Origin of the sequence: Streptococcus sp. NCTC 11567 (assembly GCF_902141215.1) — a bacterium.
Classification (GTDB): domain Bacteria; phylum Bacillota; class Bacilli; order Lactobacillales; family Streptococcaceae; genus Streptococcus; species Streptococcus dysgalactiae.
Genome location: NZ_LR595857.1, coordinates 1,528,550 through 1,547,798, shown reverse-complemented (window position 1 = coordinate 1,547,798; position 19,249 = coordinate 1,528,550). Strand labels below are relative to the sequence as shown.

The following is a 19,249-nucleotide window of genomic DNA, read 5'->3' as shown; positions in this document are numbered from 1 at the left end:
ATCGTCTTTTTCTATGCCTAAATTTAAGAGAAAGGAGGCGATAGTATGAGTAAGTATTTGTTTGATGAACAGCCTATACTGGCAAATAAGGCGTTAGCCAGAGAATTAGGCTTAAATGAAGCTCTTGTGCTTCAACAAATAAATTACTGGATTGAAATAAATAAGAAGTCTGGCAACAATTATCATGATGGCAAGTATTGGACATATAACTCAATAAGAGCATGGCAAGAAAAAGATTTCGATTATTTAAGTGTTGATACAGTTAAACGAACTTTTTCTAAGCTTGAAAAAGCGGGCTATCTTTTAGTTGGAAACTATAATAAAGATCCTAGAGATAAAACGAAGTGGTACACAATAAATGACAATAAATTAGAAGAACTTTATCTTGAACTAAATCAAAGAAAGCAAGAGAAAGAACGAGAAATATTAGAACAAGCAAGTAAAAGTGCTATGCCTAATGCATTAGGGCAAAATGCACCAATGGAAGAAGGCAAAATCCACCAATGCAATGAGGTATTTAGCACCGATGCATTTGATGAAAATCAACCAGTGCATTATGGCAACTTGCATGAACCATTACCAGAGATTACTACAAATAATTCATCAAAGATTACTTCATATATTTCTACAGATAATTCCTTCCACCTACCCATCTATGAAAAAGACATATTTTATTTAAGGGACGGAATGGAGGAAGGATGTAAAAAAATAAAATCATATAAATCTTGTTTAGAAGAATTAAGAGAAAGTACAGGGTATAACGAACACATGAAGCTGGGCAATAAGATTATTGCTAAAACATTTGATGAAATAATTAAAGTTTTAGCTGATGTTATGGTACTGAATGCAGAAGATACAGTTACAATAAATCAAACAAAATTACCAGCATATGTTGTTCAAGAGCGATTTAGAGAATTAGATTCTTCGCATATGGAGTATCTTGTAGATGCTTTATCAGAGAACGAATCAAAAATAAGAAATGTAAGAGCATTTATTTTAACGGCAGCATATAATGCACCAAGCAATATGGATGCCTATTATACAGCACTTGTTAGTTATGATATGAGGGAAGGAGGTTACTGATGATAAATGAGGAAATTTCTAATAGAGTAGTTAATATTGAAGTTAATGTCTTAAAGGCAACATATCAAGAAATCTTGAGCCAAGTAAAGAAGTTGCAACAGAGATCAAAACAACATGGTGGTTTAGATAAACTTATAAAGGCTGAGGGAAATGAGGTCAAACTCAAAGATATGGTTAAGAAAGGGCAGCTTGAAGAAATCAATGTTAAAGATGGCGAATTAAAAGAACTAAAAAAAGAATTGAATAAACATGGTGTTAAATTCTCAGTGATGAAAGATAAGGAAACAGGGACACATTCGGTATTCTTCCAAGCAAAAGATACAAAAGTTATGAATAAAGCTTTTCAAAATGTACTTTCAAATATTGAGAAGAAAGAGAAAAATAAGGAGTCAATTCATAAAAACATAGAGAAATTTAAAGAGATGGCAAAGAACTCTATGTCTAAAGATAAAGTCAAGAATAAACAAAAGGAGCAAAGCCTATGATAGATAAGATACTAAAAGACGTCAAAGGCTTATTCAAAGTGCAAGATAAGGCAAAGTTTCTAAAACAGAACATTCCCTATCTTGCATTTTTCTATGTTGGAAATATCTTTTCTCACCATGTAAGAGCCTATACTGGTGGAGATGTGATAGATAAAATTTTTCAAGGTATATTAGAGCTTAATACCATGAGCTTTATTCCAAGTATTCATCCAACTGATATTTTAATGGGTGTGGGAGTAGCAGCTTTAATTAAATTTATTGTCTATACCAAAGGTAAAAACGCTAAAAAGTTCAGACAGGGAAAAGAGTATGGATCAGCTCGATGGGGAAATAAAAAAGATATTGAGCCATATATGGATGAGAAGTTCCAAAACAACATTCTACTTACTCAGACTGAGCGATTAACAATGAATGGCAGACCTGCTAATCCAAAGTATGCAAGAAATAAGAATGTACTTGTTATAGGTGGTTCAGGAAGTGGAAAAACGAGGTTTTATGTAAAGCCGAACCTAATGCAAATGCACAGTAGCTATTGTGTAACCGATCCAAAAGGAACGATAGTCCTTGAGTGCGGCAAGATGCTTGAAGATAACGGATATGAGATAAAAATCTTAAATACCATTAACTTCAAAAAGTCTATGAAATATAATCCCTTTGCCTATATTCGTTCTGAAAAAGATATTTTGAAACTGGTGCAGACAATCATTGCAAACACCAAAGGAGAAGGAGAAAAAGCAGGGGAGGATTTTTGGGTGAAAGCCGAAAAACTCTACTATACAGCTCTTATTGGATATATCTTCTATGAAGCTCCAAAAGAAGAAAAGAATTTTGCGACACTACTGGATATGATAGACGCTTCAGAAGTCAGGGAAGATGATGAAACCTATATGAATCCTATTGATAGGCTATTTGAAGCACTGGAAAAGAAAGAGCCTACACATTTTGCAGTAAAGCAATATAAAAAATACAAACTTGCTGCTGGAAAAACAGCTAAGTCTATTCTTATTTCATGTGGTGCAAGGCTTGCTCCCTTTGATATTAAGGAGCTTAGGGACTTGATGAAAGAAGATGAACTTGAGCTTGATACACTTGGAGATAGAAAATCAGCACTCTTTGTTATTATTTCAGATACAGATGATACGTTTAACTTTGTTGTATCCATCATGTACTCACAGTTATTTAATTTGCTTTGTGATAAGGCAGATGATGAGTACGGGGGAAGATTACCTGTTCATGTAAGGTGCTTGCTTGATGAGTTTGCAAATATCGGCTTAATTCCCAAATTCGAGAAATTGATTGCAACAATCCGAAGTAGAGAGATTTCAGCAAGTATTATATTGCAAGCACAATCTCAGCTAAAGGCAATTTACAAGGATAATGCAGATACAATTGTAGGTAACTGTGATAGTACCCTGTTTCTTGGCGGAAAGGAAAAGACCACACTTAAAGAACTATCTGAAACACTGGGTAAAGAAACCATAGACCTGTATAACACATCGGAAACAAGATCAAATGCCAATAGCTATGGACTGAATTATCAAAAGACAGGGAAGGAGCTAATGAGCCAAGACGAGATAACAGTTATGGATGGCAGTAAATGTATCTTTCAGCTTCGAGGTGTTAGACCGTTTTTATCAGATAAATTCGATATTACAAAGCACAAGAATTACAAGTTCTTGGAGGACTATAATAAAAAGAATGTGTTTGATATTGAAGACTATATCAAGAGAAAAGGAAAAGTTAAGCTTAATGGAAATACAGTAATTACAAGATTGTAATATTTTTCTGTTATAGCTTTATGTGGTATGGGTATATTTGGTATAATAAACAAAATAGAGTTTTATAGGAGGCACCATTATGGCTATTGCTAACATTAAGGTCACACTATTATGTCCAATAGAAAAGGTATGGAATAAGGTAACTGACTTAAACGATTTTGTTTGGCGAAGTGATTTAAAGAATATAAGAATTATAGATGACAATAAATTTGTGGAGATTTCTAAAGATGGAATAGAAACATATTTTGAAGTTACAGAATGTATTCAAAATCAATGTTGGTCATTTGAAATAGAAAACCAAAATATCAAGGGAATTTGGGTAGGAAAATTTTATTCGCATGGTGACAAAACTACTTTAGGCTTTACTGAAAATATAGTTTCTAAAAAACTTATATTTAAGCCATTTATAGGTTCATATTTAAAAAAGCAACAGAAACTGTATTTTAGAGATTTAAAGAAAGTGTTAAATTGTGAAGAAGCAAGTTTTGTTCAAAAGATTTAAACATAAAAATAGATTGTGTTAAATAGTATATTACGGAAAGTACAGGGGAGGTTCTTATGAAACAAGTAACGTGTCCTAAATGTGGATGTACAGTAGAGTTTGAGGATAAATCTGTTTGGGAAGGAAATAGAGATTTTGAGGATGTAAATTGTCCAAATTGCAAGGAATATCTTACTAGAGTATTCACTGATGGTTTTCCTAATCCACGTGTAATCAAAAGAAATCAAGAATGATAACTTTGTATGAATTCAAGTTCTACAAAACTTAAATTTATAAATCATATTAGACGATAGAAAAGTAAAAATTCTATCGTCTTTTTTCATGCCTATTTTCAATTTATATTGCGATCAATAAATAGGAAAAACTCACAGAGAAGCTAACTAGTATTTCAAATGCCTCTCACTAATATATACACGACAAAATGCTAGTTCCATTAAATATGTTACAGAAAGTAAAGGAGAAAAGATGATAAGGATAAGAAGCCCTACCTAATAGACAACTAAATATACAAATACTTGGCGATTGGAATTAACTTTTCAGTCGCTTTTTAATTGGAGGAAAAAATGGACAAAGAAATGATTAATATCAATGCCAATCTATTAAAAGAACCTACTTTTGGAACTTTTACAAGAGGTGATGAAGAGGTTCAAGTTGTAAATTTTGCTCTTTCGAAAGGATATGGAAAAGGTAGAGAGTATATCAACTGTGCAGCCTATGGCAATAAATCTGAAGTAGCTAAGGAATTTTCGGAAGGTGATTTCATTCATGTATATGGTTGCTTCAACAAACGAACTAAAAATGGAAAAACATATAAGAATTTTGTAGTTATGTCTATGAACAAAATTGAAAAGAAAGAAGAAAATGGGGAGGAATAAATCATGGAATTTTTTACACAGGCAGTTAATGTATTAAAGATTTTGGTAATGGCAGTAGGTGCTGGTCTCGGAGCATGGGGCGTTATTAACCTTATGGAGGGATATGGTAATGATAATCGTGCGACACGTTCATAAGTGAAAAGCTTATGCACTAAGTCGAAGGACTAAAAGTTCAAAACTTAGGAGAACTGACAATCTGATAGGTAGAATGACGGGGTAACGCCCTGAAATGCCTACACTGATACTCCGATTGGCAATGAATATTAGACTATTTCATTGTCAAAAGCTCGGTGAAGTCGGCAGAGAGTAGCCGTAAGACTGGTATTTCATATCAGACACGAAAGCTGTTCAGAGGTGGACGGTGCTACCTATATGTCGGGTGTCGAATACGCATGGTGAGAATGTGTATACCAAAGCACTGACGTACTTCCGAATGTACAAGTCTAAACGTTTGAATTTGCCTAACGGCAATTCCCATCAAAGATGGGGTGTTTGTGGATGAGTAAGAATGGTTGTTATGAAAATCCATATATCGTTACAGGCGATATGGCGAAAGCTAAACACAGGCTTAGAGGAAGAACCTAAACGTATTCAAAGATAAGATTGTCGGAACGTGGTAAACCAAGAACACGGAAGCAGTCTAATGCTAATGAAGTGTTGAATGGGAAAATGACTGTAAAAACAGCATATAACCGTTCTTTATCTTGGTGAAAGCGGTGGCACAGTACCTATGAAGCGAAAATAATAAGTTCGTGGAGGGATAGCCACCAGTCACAGGAAAGTACAAGAACTGAAATTAAGACAAACACAGCTTCGAGTATGACAAAGAAAATCAAATCCGAAAGGAGATGGTGACTGTGTCCACTTCGAAACAAACACTGAAACAAAGCAAAATCCGTTATACGGAATACTATGACTTGCAAAAAGTCCTTGATGATTTATATGAAGATAGCAGTAAGAATAAAGTATTTTCAAATTTAATGGAGCTGATAACTTCAAGAGAAAATATTAAACTCGCCTATCGTAGTATCAAAGGGAACAAAGGCAGTCATACAGCCGGAGTAGATGGCAGAACAATAAAACATCTATCAAGGCTAAATGAAGAAGAATACATTTCTCTCATACAAAAACAGTTTCATTGGTATAAACCACGCCCTGTAAAGAGAGTGGAAATGAGAAAGCCTAATGGGAAAATAAGACCTTTAGGAATACCGACTATTGTAGACAGAATTGTACAACAATGTATCTTGCAAATATTGGAGCCGATATGTGAAGCCAAGTTTCATGACAGTTCCTATGGGTTTCGACCTAACAGGAGTACGGAACACGCTATCGCAGAATGTGCAAGACTAATGCAGATACAGCACTTACACTATGTGGTTGATATTGATATACAAGGATTTTTCGACAATGTATATCATGCAAAGCTCATAAGGCAACTTTGGAATTTGGGTATCCAAGACAAAAAGCTACTTTGTATCATTAAGGAAATGCTGAAAGCAGACATAGTTATGCCCGATAAAAAGGTAATTACACCAACAAAGGGAACACCACAAGGCGGTATATTATCACCGCTATTATCTAATGTAGTCTTGAACGAATTAGATTGGTGGGTTTCCTCTCAATGGCTGACAATGCCCACTCATTATCCATATAAACAGAGAACGAACAGTCAAGGAACAGAGATAAAAAGCCATACCTACAGAGCTTTAAGAACAAGCAACCTGAAAGAAATATACATTGTAAGGTATGCCGATGATTTCAAGATATTTTGCCGTAATTACTACGATGCAAAAAGAACCTATCAGGCAGTTACAAAATGGTTGCAAGACAGATTAAAACTAAATGTAAGTGAAGAAAAATCTAAAATAACAAATCTAAAACAAAGGTACTCGGAGTTCTTAGGCTTCAAGCTTAAGGTTAAACCAAAAGGCAAAAAGTTTGTTGTACAGTCGCATATAAGTGATAAGGCACTGAAAAATGCAAAAGAAAATATTTCTAAAAGTGTTGCAGATATAAAAAGACCTGCAAACGAAAAGGAACAGTACAAAGCAATAGCTAAGTATAATGCCACTGTTTCAGGCTTGCATAATTATTACCAAATAGCAACAAACGTGAGTTTGGACTTTGCTAAAATAGCCTTTCACATTAAAAAACAGATGAACAACAGACTGGATATTAAAATCAGTGGAACACTAAACAAAGGATTTATCAAAGAAAAATATGGAAAAAGTAAACAGCTTCGCTTTCTTAATGGACATCCGTTAATTCCAGTGGGATATATCAGGACAAAGGACGCAAAACACAAGAAAAAGGTTGTAAATAAATACACTGTAAAAGGCAGAGCTTTCATTCATAAAAATCTACAAATTGATGTAGATACACTTGTCTGGCTGATGAAACATCCTGTGCTTGATAAAAGCATAGAGTTTGCAGACAACAGAATCTCGCTCTTTGCAGCTCAATATGGCAGATGTGGAGTATCAGGTATAAAACTTACACCAAACGATATACATTGCCATCACAAGACACCGCTTGAACAAGGCGGTACAGACAGTTACAGCAACTTAATTCTTGTTACAGAAGCAGTTCATATACTCATCCATGCAACAAAAGAAGATACAATCCAAAAATATATAAAAGAGCTTGGGTTAACAGTCAAGCAGATTGAGAAATGTAATAAGCTTAGAAAAATGGCAGAATTGCCACTAATTTAGAGAAAAAAATAATTTGTTACGAAGTGTGTAAGTCTTAGTTAAAACGTGAAAATCTTTCTTGTGATGGAACGCCGTGTGCGGTGAAAGTCGCATGCACGGTGTGAAGTGGGGGAAAATCCGAAGATAATATCAAAGGATTACCTATCACTATCTGGAGCAAAATCTCAGGGTATTAAACAATTTATGGCAAAATAAAGACGGAATAACACAACAAATTCTCTAAAACAAATCACTAAACCAATGTAAGATTGAATGAAATCAATATTTATGCTATAATTAAATAAATCTAATACAGAGAAAAAGAGGGATATTATGGCACTTAACTATAAACCATTATGGATACAGTTAGCAAAAAAGGGATTAAAGAAAACAGATGTAATAGCCATTGCAGGACTTACAACAAATGTTATGGCACAAATGGGAAAGGATAAACCAATTACATTTAAGAATTTAGAAAAAATATGTAAGGCTCTATCTTGCACTCCTAATGATATTATTAGTTTTGAAGATGAATTTGAACAAGAGATTTAAATTCTTATAGTTCTTTAAACTTGATTTATAAGAAATCAAAGAAAATCTTAATAAAGTTATCTAAAATTTTATTGAAATAACAGTAATGGATGGAGGCACGTGTATATACCAGATAAGAGTAGTAAGACTTTTACTATCTGATAAATTTGATATCACAAAACATAAGAATTACAAGTTACTGGAAGATTATGATTAAATATTAAGATATAATTATTTTTGGTAAAATATCTGTATACAAACCATGGAGGTAGGCATATGAGGTCTTATGAAAGTAAGGAAGAATTAAAAAATGAGATTAAAAAAACTTTTGCAAAATATATTTCAGAGTTTGATAATATCCCAGAAGAATTAAAAGATAAAAGAGTAGACGAAGTTGATAGGACACCAGCAGAAAATCTTGCCTATCAAGTAGGTTGGACAGCTTTAGTATTGAAATGGGAAGAAGATGAGAAAAAAGGACTTGAAGTAAAAACACCATCAGATAAATTCAAGTGGAATCAATTAGCCGAATTATATCAATGGTTTACAGAAGCTTACGCTCATAAATCTTTAAAGGAACTAAAAGAACAATTAACAAAAAATATTGAAGATATTTATCTTATGATAGATGAGCTAACAGAAGAAGAATTATTTAAACCTCATATGAGAAAATGGGCAGATGAAGCAACAAAAACAGCAACTTGGGAAGTGTATAAATTTATTCATGTAAATACAGTAGCACCATTTGGTACATTTAGAACTAAGGTTAGAAAATGGAAGAAATTAGTACTTTAGTAACATAACTTTGACGTATATTAGAATAATTTGATTTAGACGATAGAAATTAAAACTATATCGTCTTTTTTTATACTCAAAATTGGGAAATTAAGGGGGTTGAAAAAAATTTTTATTGGTGGTATTATTAAAATAACAAGTACACATAAGTACACTTCTGAAACAGGAGGTGCAATATCAATATTATAATAAATACCGATTCTAGCGAACCGATTTATGAACAAATCGAAAATCAGATAAAAAAACAAATTATGAATGAAGATTTGAAAACTGGAGATTCTATACCATCTATGAGAGTATTGGCTAGAAATCTTAAGGTAGCTGTAATTACAGTTCAAAAGGCTTATGAAAATTTACAAAAAGATGGATTTATTGAAACTATTCATGGCAAAGGCAGTTTTATATCAGCAAGAAATATTGAATTACAAAAAATAGAAACATATAAAGAAGTGGAAGATTTAGCTAAGAAAATTGTCAAGAGCATACAATCAAGTTCTATTTCAATAGATGATTTGATAGATTTAATAAAAAAGATATATGAGGAGGGGCAATGATGGATTCATATGAAAATAAATTAGCATTAAGGGTATCTGGATTAAATAAAAATAATAAAACAAATGATTTTTCTTTGAAAAATATAAATATTGAAGTACCTTATGGATCTATTGTAGGAAATATAGGAAGAAATGGAGCGGGGAAAAGTACTACTATTTCTTGTATACTTGGAATGTTTCAAAAAGATGATGGAAAAATAGAGATATTTGGTACTGAAGATTGTAATCAAGTAGATATTAAAAAACACATAGGTGTTGTTTTAGATGACCCAAACTTTTCATTATTATTAACGCCTAATGAGATAAATGAGGTAATGAAATTTAATTATAGTAATTGGGAAGAAGATAGTTTTAAAAATTATTTGAATCGATTTAATTTGCCAATAGACAAGAAAACTAAGCAATTTTCATTTGGAATGAAAAAAAAGTTATCGTTGGCTATAGCATTGTCTCATGAAACAAAACTTCTCATATTAGATGAAATTACTTCAGGGTTAGACCCAGTAAGTAGAGATGAGATTTTATGTATATTATTAGAATTTATAGAAAACCCAGAACACTCGGTATATATATCATCACATATTACAACAGACTTGGAAAAAATAGCTGATTATATAGTTTTTATGGATAATGGTAAAGTCGTGTTGAGCGAAGAAAAAGATGAATTGTTATATAACTATGGGATACTTCGTTGTAATGATACGGATTTAGAAAAAGTCGATAAAACAGACATAATTTCATATAGGAGAGAATATGGGAGAGTAAATATTTTAGTAAAAGATATATCGAAGATAAAGAATAAGTATAAAGAATTTGTTGTAAATAAACCTAATTTTGATGAAATTTTGCTGATTTTGACAGAGGGAGGAGAATCCTAATATATGAAAGGTCTATTATTAGAAATATATTATAAAAATATTAAAAACATATGTGTAATGAATGCGTTTTTGCTTACAATTTGGATTTTGATAAATCTTTTTTCTAGCACGCAAATGCTTGTTTTTGCATATTGCACAGTTGTAATATTCTCCAACAGTTTATTAATACTTTTATCACAGAGAAAAGATTATGATTTAAAATTGTATAAATACGAGTTCATGTTACCGATAAAAAAGAAAAACATAATTTTGTCAAAATATGTAAGTCAAATAGTTATTATTTTTCTGTCTGTATTAATGTTAGTAATCCTGAATTATATATCAATTCATGCAGGTAAGCATTATTTTGATTATGGTTTTTCGGATTTTATTATTTTATTAAATATTTTGTTAGCTTTTATTCTACAAATGGTATCAATATTTTACTTGGCTTTGTACTTTATTGATTTAGATAAAGGTGATTTGTGGTTAGTAATAGGGCTAATTGGCTCTATTGTGCTTGTAGCTATAGAGATATTTGTGGTTAATAAACTTGGATTTTCTAAGTCAGGTGGAAATGTTGCACTTTGTGTAATATATTTGATGCTATTTATAACATCATGCGTATTGAATTCAAAAAGAATGGAAAATCTAAAATTAGATACTTAGGAGGAAAATGATGGCTATAGCAGACATAAATTCAATACTTAGTAGATCATTTCGAAATGATAGGATTTCTAAAATATCATGGGAAAAAGGTAATTATTTAAATGTAACTATGTGTGTAACAGAAGAATGTAATCTGGAATGTACATATTGTTATATGGTTGGGAAGAATAATTTCAAAAAGATGACATTTGAAACAGCCAAAAAAATAATAGACTTTATTGTGAATGATCCATATTGTAATAACTTATCAGATAATTTATTGATTGATTTTATTGGTGGAGAACCATTATTAGAAATGGAATTGATAGATAAAATAAGCGATTATATCTGTCTGTTGCTATATAGCAAAAGGCATAAATGGTTTAATAATCTTCAATTTTCCTTTTCCACAAATGGGACATTATATGATTCAAAAATAATGGAAGATTATTTAAAAAAGCACAGGTATCATGCTGGATTTGGATTCAGTATTGATGGAACTAAAGAAAAACATGATTTAACAAGAATTACTAGGGATGGAAAAGGTTCTTATGACAAGGTTATTAAATCGTTTTACAAATACAAACAAGACTATGAGGATGAAATATTTCAAAAATCGACATTTTCAAGTGAGGATTTAGTATATCTAAAAGATAGTATAATTCACTTATGGGATCTTGGATTTAAAAATGTTGAGTCGAATTTAGTTTATGAAGATGTTTGGAAAGAAGAAGATCCAAGTATATTTGAAAATCAACTTAAAGAACTTGCGGATTACATGTTTGAAAGTGGTAGATATTTGACCCATAGTGTAGCGTATTTTGAAAAAAGAAGAGGGTTACCACTTGCTAGTAATTCGTTGAATCAAAATAGGTGTGGAGCTGGATATAAGAGCTTAGCATTTGATACAGATGGGAATATTTATCCGTGTATACGATTTTTAGAAATGTGTTCTGATGATAAAAAGGGAATGATAGTTGGAAGTATAGATAAAGGTGTAGATTATAATGCCTTGAGAGCTTTATGTGGAACTACTTGGACTTCTGTAAGTGATGAAGAATGTAATAATTGTAATGTTGGAACTGATTGTGGTTGGTGTGTAGCACAAAATTATCAGGAGAATGGCTCTTTATATAATAGAGTAAAGCATATATGCGAAATGCATAAGGCTAATGTGAGGGCAAATAAATATTTTTGGAAAAGATATGAATTAGAGACAGGGAAGACATCAGATAGAGTTATTGAAAAGGTGTTGTTTTCAAAACATAATGAACTTAAATATGTTTATTTTATTACATCAGATGATGCACCTTCTTTTTGCAATTATACAAAGCGATATAATGAGGGGAATTATATGTCTAAGGACTTATATGATAATGCTTTGAAATTTTGTCTAGACAATGAGGTATTGCCTATTTTTCTGGGTAGTTATGAAATTGATTTAGATAGTGAAAAGAAAGTGTTCTTTGAAATAGACAGGAGAAGAATTTTTAAAAATCCGCAAAGATCTATAACTGTAGTTGATGAATATTCAGAAAATATAGAGACACCAGTTATAAACTACATTTTGAGAAAAAATGAGATTAGAAAGTTAAAAAACACAATTGAGAGGTTTTGCAACAACGGAATTAAACGAATAAATCTGTTTATTAGTGATATGAATTTGTGGAACGATAGTGACATTACACTATATGAAGATCAATTGCATGGATTATGTGAGTATGTTGTAGATTTATTTGTTGAAAGAGGTGTTTTTTTACAGATAAATGTTTTGAGTGACAGAATAATGCTAGAAAAGAACGAGACTAGGGATTGTGCAGCAGGGATAAATTCAGTTGCACTGGCTCCAAATGGTAAATTTTATGTATGCCCAGGATTCTATTTTACTAATCCTGACTGGAATATAGGGAATCTAAAAGATGGAATAGATTTCTCTGAAAAGCGTAAATATTTTAGGGGCAAGTCGGCAATGTGCTTAGAATGTGATGCAAATACATGTAAGAGATGTTTATTAGATAATAAAATTACAACAGGTGAGGTAAATGTTCCTTCATCTACTCAATGCAAAATATCATTCGTAGAGGCAAATGCACAGAAATACTTTGCAAACTTATTGCAAGAAAATAATGAAGTTTTAAATATATATATTCCAGATGATATTAAGATATTGAAATACAATGATTATGTTTCAAAAATGATTTTTAATGATGAGAGAGCAATTGCTGATAAATGGAATTATTAAGTGAGAAGGTATAAAAATGGATTGTGAGAGGAATATAGAATTAACATCAGAAGAAGTAAAAAATCTTATGATTAGAGTTCAAAAATTTAATTCGATTAGAACTATTGACTTGATTATAAGAAATAATCCTAATATAGTTGGTGAATTTGATATGGACGAAAGCTTATTTGCAAATGTTGAGACTGAGCTTTTATATGCTGATAAAAATTGTAGAAAATGGTGGAATGAAATTTGTGAAAAATACAAATTGCAAAAAGATTTGGGGTTCAGGGTAGATTATGAATCCTGCGTTTTAACATTGCTATAATTGCATTAATTCAATTATAAATATATTTGGAAAGGAGGGCATTGTATGGATTTTATGCTTTACACAAAGCCAAATACACCTGACATAGTACCTTTTGCTTGTGGATATCATGACAGATGTAAGGGTTGTAGAAATGCTTGTACAGGCTGTAGCTCAGGGTGCAAAGGTTGTACAGGTGGATTTTTTATAGGTTAGGTGTTAAAAAAATAAGAAAGCTCGTAAATGAGCTTTCTTATTTCATTTTAAGAAGTAATTAAATAATTGTGGTGTGGAAATGAAAAAGAAAAAAAGCATAGTTTATAACATAAAAGTGGTTAAAATAATAAAAGAATGTACACCTAGTCAAATTCCATTGATTATAGCAAATGCCGTTTTAAAAAGTGTTCAAGCCATTATAAATATTTTGTTGTTTAAGTATGTTTTTAATATGTTAATAAATAAAGTTGAATACGATGCTTTGATAACAAATATAATTATAATTTTCTTTACTAATATGATTATTTTAATGATAAATATATTTATAGAAAAGTTTTTTATAGCTAAAAACAAAAGAATTATAGTGGGTCATTTTCAAAAATTACTGCTTGATAAGAGTGTTAAATTTGAGCTAGAGTGTTTTGAAAAAATGGAATATTACGATGAATTTAAAAAATCTAAAGATCAGATAGAGAAAAGAATAGAAGATATTCAAGAAACACTTTCAAATTTTGTGACATCAATTTTAGGAATTGGTGCATTTATTGGTTTAATAATAACTATGGAACCAATTGTAATTATATTTTCATTTTCAAGTGTATTAATGTCCTTATTTTTAAATAAAAAAGCTATAAGTATGCAATATGATTTTTATGAAAAAATAACACCATTAGAGCGAAAAGTGGATTATTTTCTTAAAATTAGTACTGATAGAGAATATGCTAAGGATGTAAGAATGCACTCTGGATTCGTATCTTTGATTAAAATGAAATTTAACTATAATTTATCAAATATAATTAAAATAATTAAAAGTTTTTCTAAAAAATACTCATATGTATTAGTGTTTCAGAACTTGATTGTTCAAGGCGTTAATCTGATTACAGTAATTTATATTGTACGAAAAGTTTTCTTTAAATTAATTTCTATAGGAGATTTTGTAGCACTAGCCGGCAGTAACCAGCGATTGATTGAGTATATCAGCACATTATTCAGGGTTATTCCAGAAATATATGAACATGGTTTGTATTTAGAAAATCTATTCAATTTTTTGGAATACAATGTAAAAGTATATGATGGTGAAGTAGATTATGTTGATGAGAAAAATCTTGAGATACAGTTAGAAAATGTTAGTTATATGTATCCAGAAACAAATGTATATGCCATAGAAAACTTAAATATGAAAATAAAGCAAGGAGAGAAAGTTGCTATAGTTGGTGAAAATGGAGCAGGTAAATCTACATTAATAAAATTATTGTGTAGATTATATGATCCCACATCGGGTCGTTTATATTTTAAAAATGAATTATATAAAGATTTAAAAATAAATATTATAAGGGACAATATAAGTGTTCTTTTTCAGGATTTCAAAATGTATTCGTTACCTATAATTGATAATGTTTTAATGAAAGAAGTAACAGAGAAAGATGTTGATTTTGGGAATGTAATAGAAGTGCTACGAGTACTAAGAATGTTGCAAAGGATAGAAAAATGTGATAACGGGATATTCACAGAAATATCTAGAGAATTTAGTAATAAAGGGACTTTATTTTCGGGAGGAGAGGAGCAACGTATTGCAATAGCGAGAATTTTTTCTCAAGACAAAAAAATATACATTTTTGATGAACCATTAAGTAATATAGACCCTCTTGCTGAGAGTGAAATATTTGATTTATTGATGGAGAAATGCTCTGATAAGACTCTAATATTAATATCTCATCATCTGTCTAATTTATATAAAATGGATACAATATACTTCTTAGAAAATGGTAAAATAAAAGAAAGTGGTTCACATGAACAATTGATGGCAAAAAAAGGAGAGTATTATAATATGTATATGCGACAATCGGAAAGATATTTAAGGTAGCAATTTTAATTCAATATAAGATATATTGGTAAGAAAAACTTAGCCTTTTTAAATCTTAAATTTGAGGAAATTATTATAAAATAATAAAAAAATAATGGAACAAATGGAGAAAGAATAAAAAATAGAAAATCATTATAGATACATAGATGATATTTCAAAAGACATAAAATTTTAATAGTGAAACTTTGAAAGGGATAGCAGAAATGTTATCTCTTTTTTAATACAAGAAAGGAGATTAGTATGAAAAATTTAGAAAAAATAAGACAAGAGTCAAAAGAAATAAAAGATAAAATAGGCGATACAGAAGAAAGACTAAGGCAACTAAAAAATCAAGAAAAGAAGATATTAAAACAAGACATAATAAAAAGAAGAAAAGAAAGAACTCATAGAATCATAACAAGAGGAGCAATCTTAGAAAGCCTTATAGCAAATGCTGAAGAACTAACAGATGAAGAAATAAAAATTCTACTAGAAGAAGCAACAAAGACAAAAGAATATAAAGAAACATTAAAAATAATGAGAGAAAATTAAGAAAAATAAAATAATCAAATCTCCCTTAGATTTTCTAAGGGCGCAATTATACACCCTAAAGGGTGATTGCGTCCTGCGGAGCCAAACCTTTGCAGGGAGCAACAACCATTCGCTTTTTAAAAGTCAAGGGTAAATAAACTCGCTAACGCTCGCCCTTGACTTTTAAAATTTGAAATGAAAGTAACAATTAAGCCGACATACTGAAACAACAAAAATTAATTCAGTAGTCGGCTTTTTCTATTCTATCATTTCAAAACGCTCATTCACAAAGAGGATATAAAAATCTTCTAAGCCTCCACCTAAAACAACAAAGAAAGAAAGGAAGTGATAAAAATGGCAGACAGTTTTCATTTTTCAGTAAACATAATATCAAGAGGAAAAGGCAAAAGTGCAGTAGCAAGTGCAGCATATATAAGTGGAGAAAAAATAAAAAATGAATGGGATGGAGTAACCCATGACTATACAAGAAAAGAAAAAGTATTAGTAAAAAATATAATATTGCCTGATCATATACCAAAAGAATTTAATGATAGGTCGACCTTATGGAATAAAGTAGAAATGGCAGAAAAAAATTCTAATGCACAACTAGCAAGACAATTCATAATAGGACTACCAAAAGAATTATCTTTAAGTGAAAACATAAACCTAGTTGAAAGGTTTATAAAAGAAAATCTAACATCACAAGGAATGATAGTAGATTATGCAATTCATGATGAGAGTCAAGATAAAAATGGAAATATTCATTGTCATATAATGACCATAATGCGACCCATAAACGAAAAAGGAGAGTTCTTAGCAAAGTCAAAAAAAGAATATATCCTAGATGAAAAAGGAGAAAAGATTTTAAACAAAAATGGAAAACCAAAGACAAGAAAAGTAGAACTAACAACCTGGAACGATAAAGGCAATGTAGAAAAATGGAGAGAAAATTTTTCAGACCTTTGCAACGAATACCTAGCAAAAAACAAGATAGAAAAAAGAGTAGACCATAGGAGTTTTAAAAGACAAAATTCAGATTATCTACCGACAATCCATTTAGGATCAGCAGCAAGTGCAATGGAAAGAAAGGGAATAGAAACTGACAAGGGAAACTATAATAGAGAAATAAGAAAATATAATAACCTTGTAAAAACAATAAAAGAAGAGATAAAAACATTAAAGGGTTGGATAGAAAATTTATTAGATAACCTATCTACTGCTTATGAAAAATTTAAGGATATAAAAAGAGATAAGGTAATAGACAACCCTAAACTTTTTAATCTAACAAATTATTTATTAACTTATTCAGAAATTCAAAAAGAAAAAAGTAAATACCTAAAAGGATATGCAAAAACTAATAAAGAAAGATATGACTTCAAAAAGCTAACGAGTGCATATAGTTATTTAAGAAAAAATGACATAGAAACCATAGGTCAGTTACAAACAAAAATAGAAAATTTAAAATCTAATAGCTATAGGCTAAATAAAAAAGCAAAGACAATCCATAAAGAAATGGAAGATGTAGAAAAGAAAATTCTATACTATGAAATCTACAAAGAAAAAAAAGAAGTTTATGAAGAATATCAAAAGAAAAATATATTCACAAAAGATACATTCTATAACAAACATAAGAAAGACATAGACCAGTATAAAGTAGTAAGCGAGAAATTAAAAAAACTTCTATCAGATAAGGAAAAACTAAGTCCTAAAAAATGGAATGAAGAAAAAAATCTTTTAATGGCAAATCTTGAAGAAATAAATAAAGAAAAAGACAAGATAAAAGATGAATACCAGGAAATTAATCATATAAAATATTCAGTAGATTTTGTAAATAAAGAACTTGGCATAGACTTATCCATAGAAATAGATAAGTTAATAAAACAAGGAGAAAAACCAAGTGTAATAGCACAGATTAAAAAATTCCAAGACCAAGTTATTAAAGACAATGAATACAGAGAAATGATGAAAAACAAGAAAATGGATCAAGAAATATAAGACCTGGTAAAAATATCTTATCCAAGCTATAATATGACCAAGAAAATAAAGGCAGATCTAGGAGGTAATAGAGATGAATAAAAGGCAAGAGCTAATAGATGAACTCATAAAAGCAGATCAAGATGGAACATACAAAACATATAAAAGCACAGAAGAAATAAAAGCAATGAACAATGAAGAAATACAGATTATATATTCCAACATGAAAAACTATCTATCAGACAAAAGAACACACACAAACTACTAAAGGTGGAAAAGCAAAATAAGAGCAGAAAAACAATAAAAGGTACAAAGACCTAAGAAATATATAAAAATATCAAAATAAAGCATTCCACCACCAACAACAATAAAATAAAAACAATCAAAGGGAAGTATAGAAAAATTAAAGCCTATACTTCCCTTTTTTTAATTCAAACAAAGGAGAGAAAACATGATAAACGAAGAAATAAGCAAAGAAGCAGGTCAAGCAGCACAAACCATAATAACATACACAATAAAGGCAGCAAAAGAATCAATCAACTTAGACAAAGAAATAAGAAAAAAGATGAATGAAACTTTAGAAAAAGCAAACGGAAACCTAAAAAGCCTTATGGGCGATGAAATGAAAATAAAAGACCTCTACAAGAAAGGACAACTAGAAAATATAAGCATAGATCAAAGCAACCTCAAAGACTTAAAAAAAGAACTAAACAAACTTGGAGTAAGCTTTTCAGTAATGAAAAACAAAGAAAGCCAAAACTATGAAGTATTCTTCCAAGCCAAAGACATAAAAGTAATGGAATATGCCTTTAAACAAGTCATAGCCAAAGAAAATAAAAAAGAAAAAGAAAGTATCCTAAAACAAATAAAGAAATACAAAGATCTATCCAATAACAAGGATAAGACAAAAGAAAAAGTAAAAAGGAAAGTAAAAGAAAAAGTAAAACCAAGCAAAAAAGATATGACCAGAGAAATCTAAGGGAGTAACGAAAAGTTACACCCTTAAATAACCATAATAACAAGACTTCCGAAAATCGGAAATCAAGAATTTCGATTATCGAAAATCAAGAAAGGAGCAGATATGGCAACAAACAAAAGATATTATTGGATAAAATTAAAAGAAGACATTGTCCTTAATGAGTCCAACCCATGTCCGACAAGAGATAGAGATAGAGAAAGATATAGAGATAGAGAAAGAGAGAGAGGGAGAAATAGAAAAGATTTAATAATTTTGGTATAATTATAGCAATTATACTTTGAAGATATGATGGAGAATTAGCTTACAAGCTGTAAGCTGAATGAAATGAAGAGAAAATGGCTACAAGTTGTAGTCCAAAAAATATACTGGAGGTG

Annotated in this window: 21 protein-coding genes and 1 pseudogene; all 22 read left to right on the top strand. The window is 30.5% G+C overall.

The genetic code is table 11. The annotated features are described in order from the left end of the window. Window positions 1-45 precede the first annotated feature (45 nt). The 22 genes and pseudogenes from FQT67_RS07700 to FQT67_RS10795 all read left to right on the top strand — a co-directional run bounded on the left by FQT67_RS07700 (window position 46) and on the right by FQT67_RS10795 (window position 19,136). Window positions 46-1,083 carry a DUF6017 domain-containing protein gene (locus tag FQT67_RS07700; RefSeq protein ID WP_046177033.1) on the top strand — a complete coding sequence of 346 codons (1,038 nt, stop codon included), beginning with the start codon at window positions 46-48 and terminating at the stop codon, window positions 1,081-1,083. Next, a complete protein-coding gene (locus tag FQT67_RS07695; RefSeq protein WP_046177032.1) occupies window positions 1,083-1,568 on the top strand; it encodes a PcfB family protein in 486 nt (161 codons plus the stop codon). Before FQT67_RS07700 ends, FQT67_RS07695 begins: the two co-directional genes overlap by 1 nt. Next, window positions 1,565-3,346: a VirD4-like conjugal transfer protein, CD1115 family gene (locus FQT67_RS07690; RefSeq protein WP_046177031.1), complete on the top strand. Its 1,782-nt coding sequence runs from the start codon at window positions 1,565-1,567 to the stop codon at window positions 3,344-3,346. The genes FQT67_RS07695 and FQT67_RS07690 overlap by 4 nt, the downstream gene beginning before the upstream one ends. 79 nt (window positions 3,347-3,425) lie before the next feature. Then, the gene (locus FQT67_RS07685) at window positions 3,426-3,848 is read left to right on the top strand and encodes a polyketide cyclase (protein WP_046177030.1); all 423 of its coding nucleotides are present in this window, start codon (window positions 3,426-3,428) and stop codon (window positions 3,846-3,848) included. Between the two features lie 56 nt (window positions 3,849-3,904). After that, window positions 3,905-4,081, top strand: coding sequence for a hypothetical protein (locus FQT67_RS10805; RefSeq protein ID WP_161793434.1), 177 nt, complete (start codon window positions 3,905-3,907; stop codon window positions 4,079-4,081). A gap of 330 nt (window positions 4,082-4,411) precedes the next feature. After that, window positions 4,412-4,723, top strand: a complete 312-nt coding sequence (locus tag FQT67_RS07680; protein WP_046177029.1) for a hypothetical protein — start codon at window positions 4,412-4,414, stop codon at window positions 4,721-4,723. Window positions 4,724-4,726: 3 nt separating this feature from the next. Further along, a complete protein-coding gene (locus FQT67_RS07675) occupies window positions 4,727-4,858 on the top strand; it encodes a Maff2 family mobile element protein (RefSeq protein WP_000394211.1) in 132 nt (43 codons plus the stop codon). Between the two features lie 722 nt (window positions 4,859-5,580). Continuing rightward, entirely contained in the window at window positions 5,581-7,440 is a 1,860-nt protein-coding gene (ltrA, locus tag FQT67_RS07670) for a group II intron reverse transcriptase/maturase (protein WP_046177028.1), read from the top strand. Between the two features lie 312 nt (window positions 7,441-7,752). After that, window positions 7,753-7,971 carry a helix-turn-helix domain-containing protein gene (locus FQT67_RS07665; protein WP_046177027.1) on the top strand — a complete coding sequence of 73 codons (219 nt, stop codon included), beginning with the start codon at window positions 7,753-7,755 and terminating at the stop codon, window positions 7,969-7,971. 73 nt (window positions 7,972-8,044) lie between these two features. Next, a pseudogene (locus tag FQT67_RS07660) lies at window positions 8,045-8,164 on the top strand (conjugal transfer protein); the annotation flags it as partial. 62 nt (window positions 8,165-8,226) lie between these two features. Next, window positions 8,227-8,745: a ClbS/DfsB family four-helix bundle protein gene (locus FQT67_RS07655; RefSeq protein ID WP_004830103.1), complete on the top strand. Its 519-nt coding sequence runs from the start codon at window positions 8,227-8,229 to the stop codon at window positions 8,743-8,745. A 176-nt stretch (window positions 8,746-8,921) separates the two neighbouring features. Further along, on the top strand, window positions 8,922-9,299 hold the full coding sequence (locus FQT67_RS07650) for a GntR family transcriptional regulator (RefSeq protein WP_074017833.1): 378 nt from the start codon (window positions 8,922-8,924) through the stop codon (window positions 9,297-9,299). Further along, window positions 9,296-10,177, top strand: coding sequence for an ABC transporter ATP-binding protein (locus FQT67_RS07645; protein ID WP_143936409.1), 882 nt, complete (start codon window positions 9,296-9,298; stop codon window positions 10,175-10,177). Before FQT67_RS07650 ends, FQT67_RS07645 begins: the two co-directional genes overlap by 4 nt. A gap of 3 nt (window positions 10,178-10,180) precedes the next feature. Continuing rightward, window positions 10,181-10,825 (top strand): ABC-2 transporter permease, encoded by a 645-nt coding sequence (locus FQT67_RS07640; RefSeq protein ID WP_046177026.1) that lies wholly within the window; start codon window positions 10,181-10,183, stop codon window positions 10,823-10,825. A gap of 7 nt (window positions 10,826-10,832) precedes the next feature. Next, entirely contained in the window at window positions 10,833-13,046 is a 2,214-nt protein-coding gene (locus tag FQT67_RS07635; RefSeq protein WP_080937727.1) for a radical SAM peptide maturase, CXXX-repeat target family, read from the top strand. A 16-nt stretch (window positions 13,047-13,062) separates the two neighbouring features. Next, a complete protein-coding gene (locus FQT67_RS07630) occupies window positions 13,063-13,353 on the top strand; it encodes a CXXX repeat peptide modification system protein (RefSeq protein WP_046177024.1) in 291 nt (96 codons plus the stop codon). Between the two features lie 274 nt (window positions 13,354-13,627). Beyond that, on the top strand, window positions 13,628-15,412 hold the full coding sequence (locus FQT67_RS07625; protein ID WP_261308902.1) for an ABC transporter ATP-binding protein: 1,785 nt from the start codon (window positions 13,628-13,630) through the stop codon (window positions 15,410-15,412). Between the two features lie 240 nt (window positions 15,413-15,652). Next, window positions 15,653-15,943, top strand: coding sequence for a DUF3847 domain-containing protein (locus FQT67_RS07620; RefSeq protein ID WP_046177023.1), 291 nt, complete (start codon window positions 15,653-15,655; stop codon window positions 15,941-15,943). Window positions 15,944-16,276: 333 nt separating this feature from the next. After that, on the top strand, window positions 16,277-17,917 hold the full coding sequence (mobQ, locus tag FQT67_RS07615; RefSeq protein WP_143936408.1) for a MobQ family relaxase: 1,641 nt from the start codon (window positions 16,277-16,279) through the stop codon (window positions 17,915-17,917). A gap of 73 nt (window positions 17,918-17,990) precedes the next feature. Then, window positions 17,991-18,164, top strand: coding sequence for a hypothetical protein (locus tag FQT67_RS10800; protein ID WP_002841910.1), 174 nt, complete (start codon window positions 17,991-17,993; stop codon window positions 18,162-18,164). 183 nt (window positions 18,165-18,347) lie between these two features. Continuing rightward, window positions 18,348-18,875, top strand: coding sequence for a PcfB family protein (locus tag FQT67_RS07610; RefSeq protein ID WP_046177022.1), 528 nt, complete (start codon window positions 18,348-18,350; stop codon window positions 18,873-18,875). A gap of 102 nt (window positions 18,876-18,977) precedes the next feature. Continuing rightward, window positions 18,978-19,136 carry a hypothetical protein gene (locus FQT67_RS10795; RefSeq protein WP_161793433.1) on the top strand — a complete coding sequence of 53 codons (159 nt, stop codon included), beginning with the start codon at window positions 18,978-18,980 and terminating at the stop codon, window positions 19,134-19,136. Window positions 19,137-19,249: the final 113 nt, after the last annotated feature.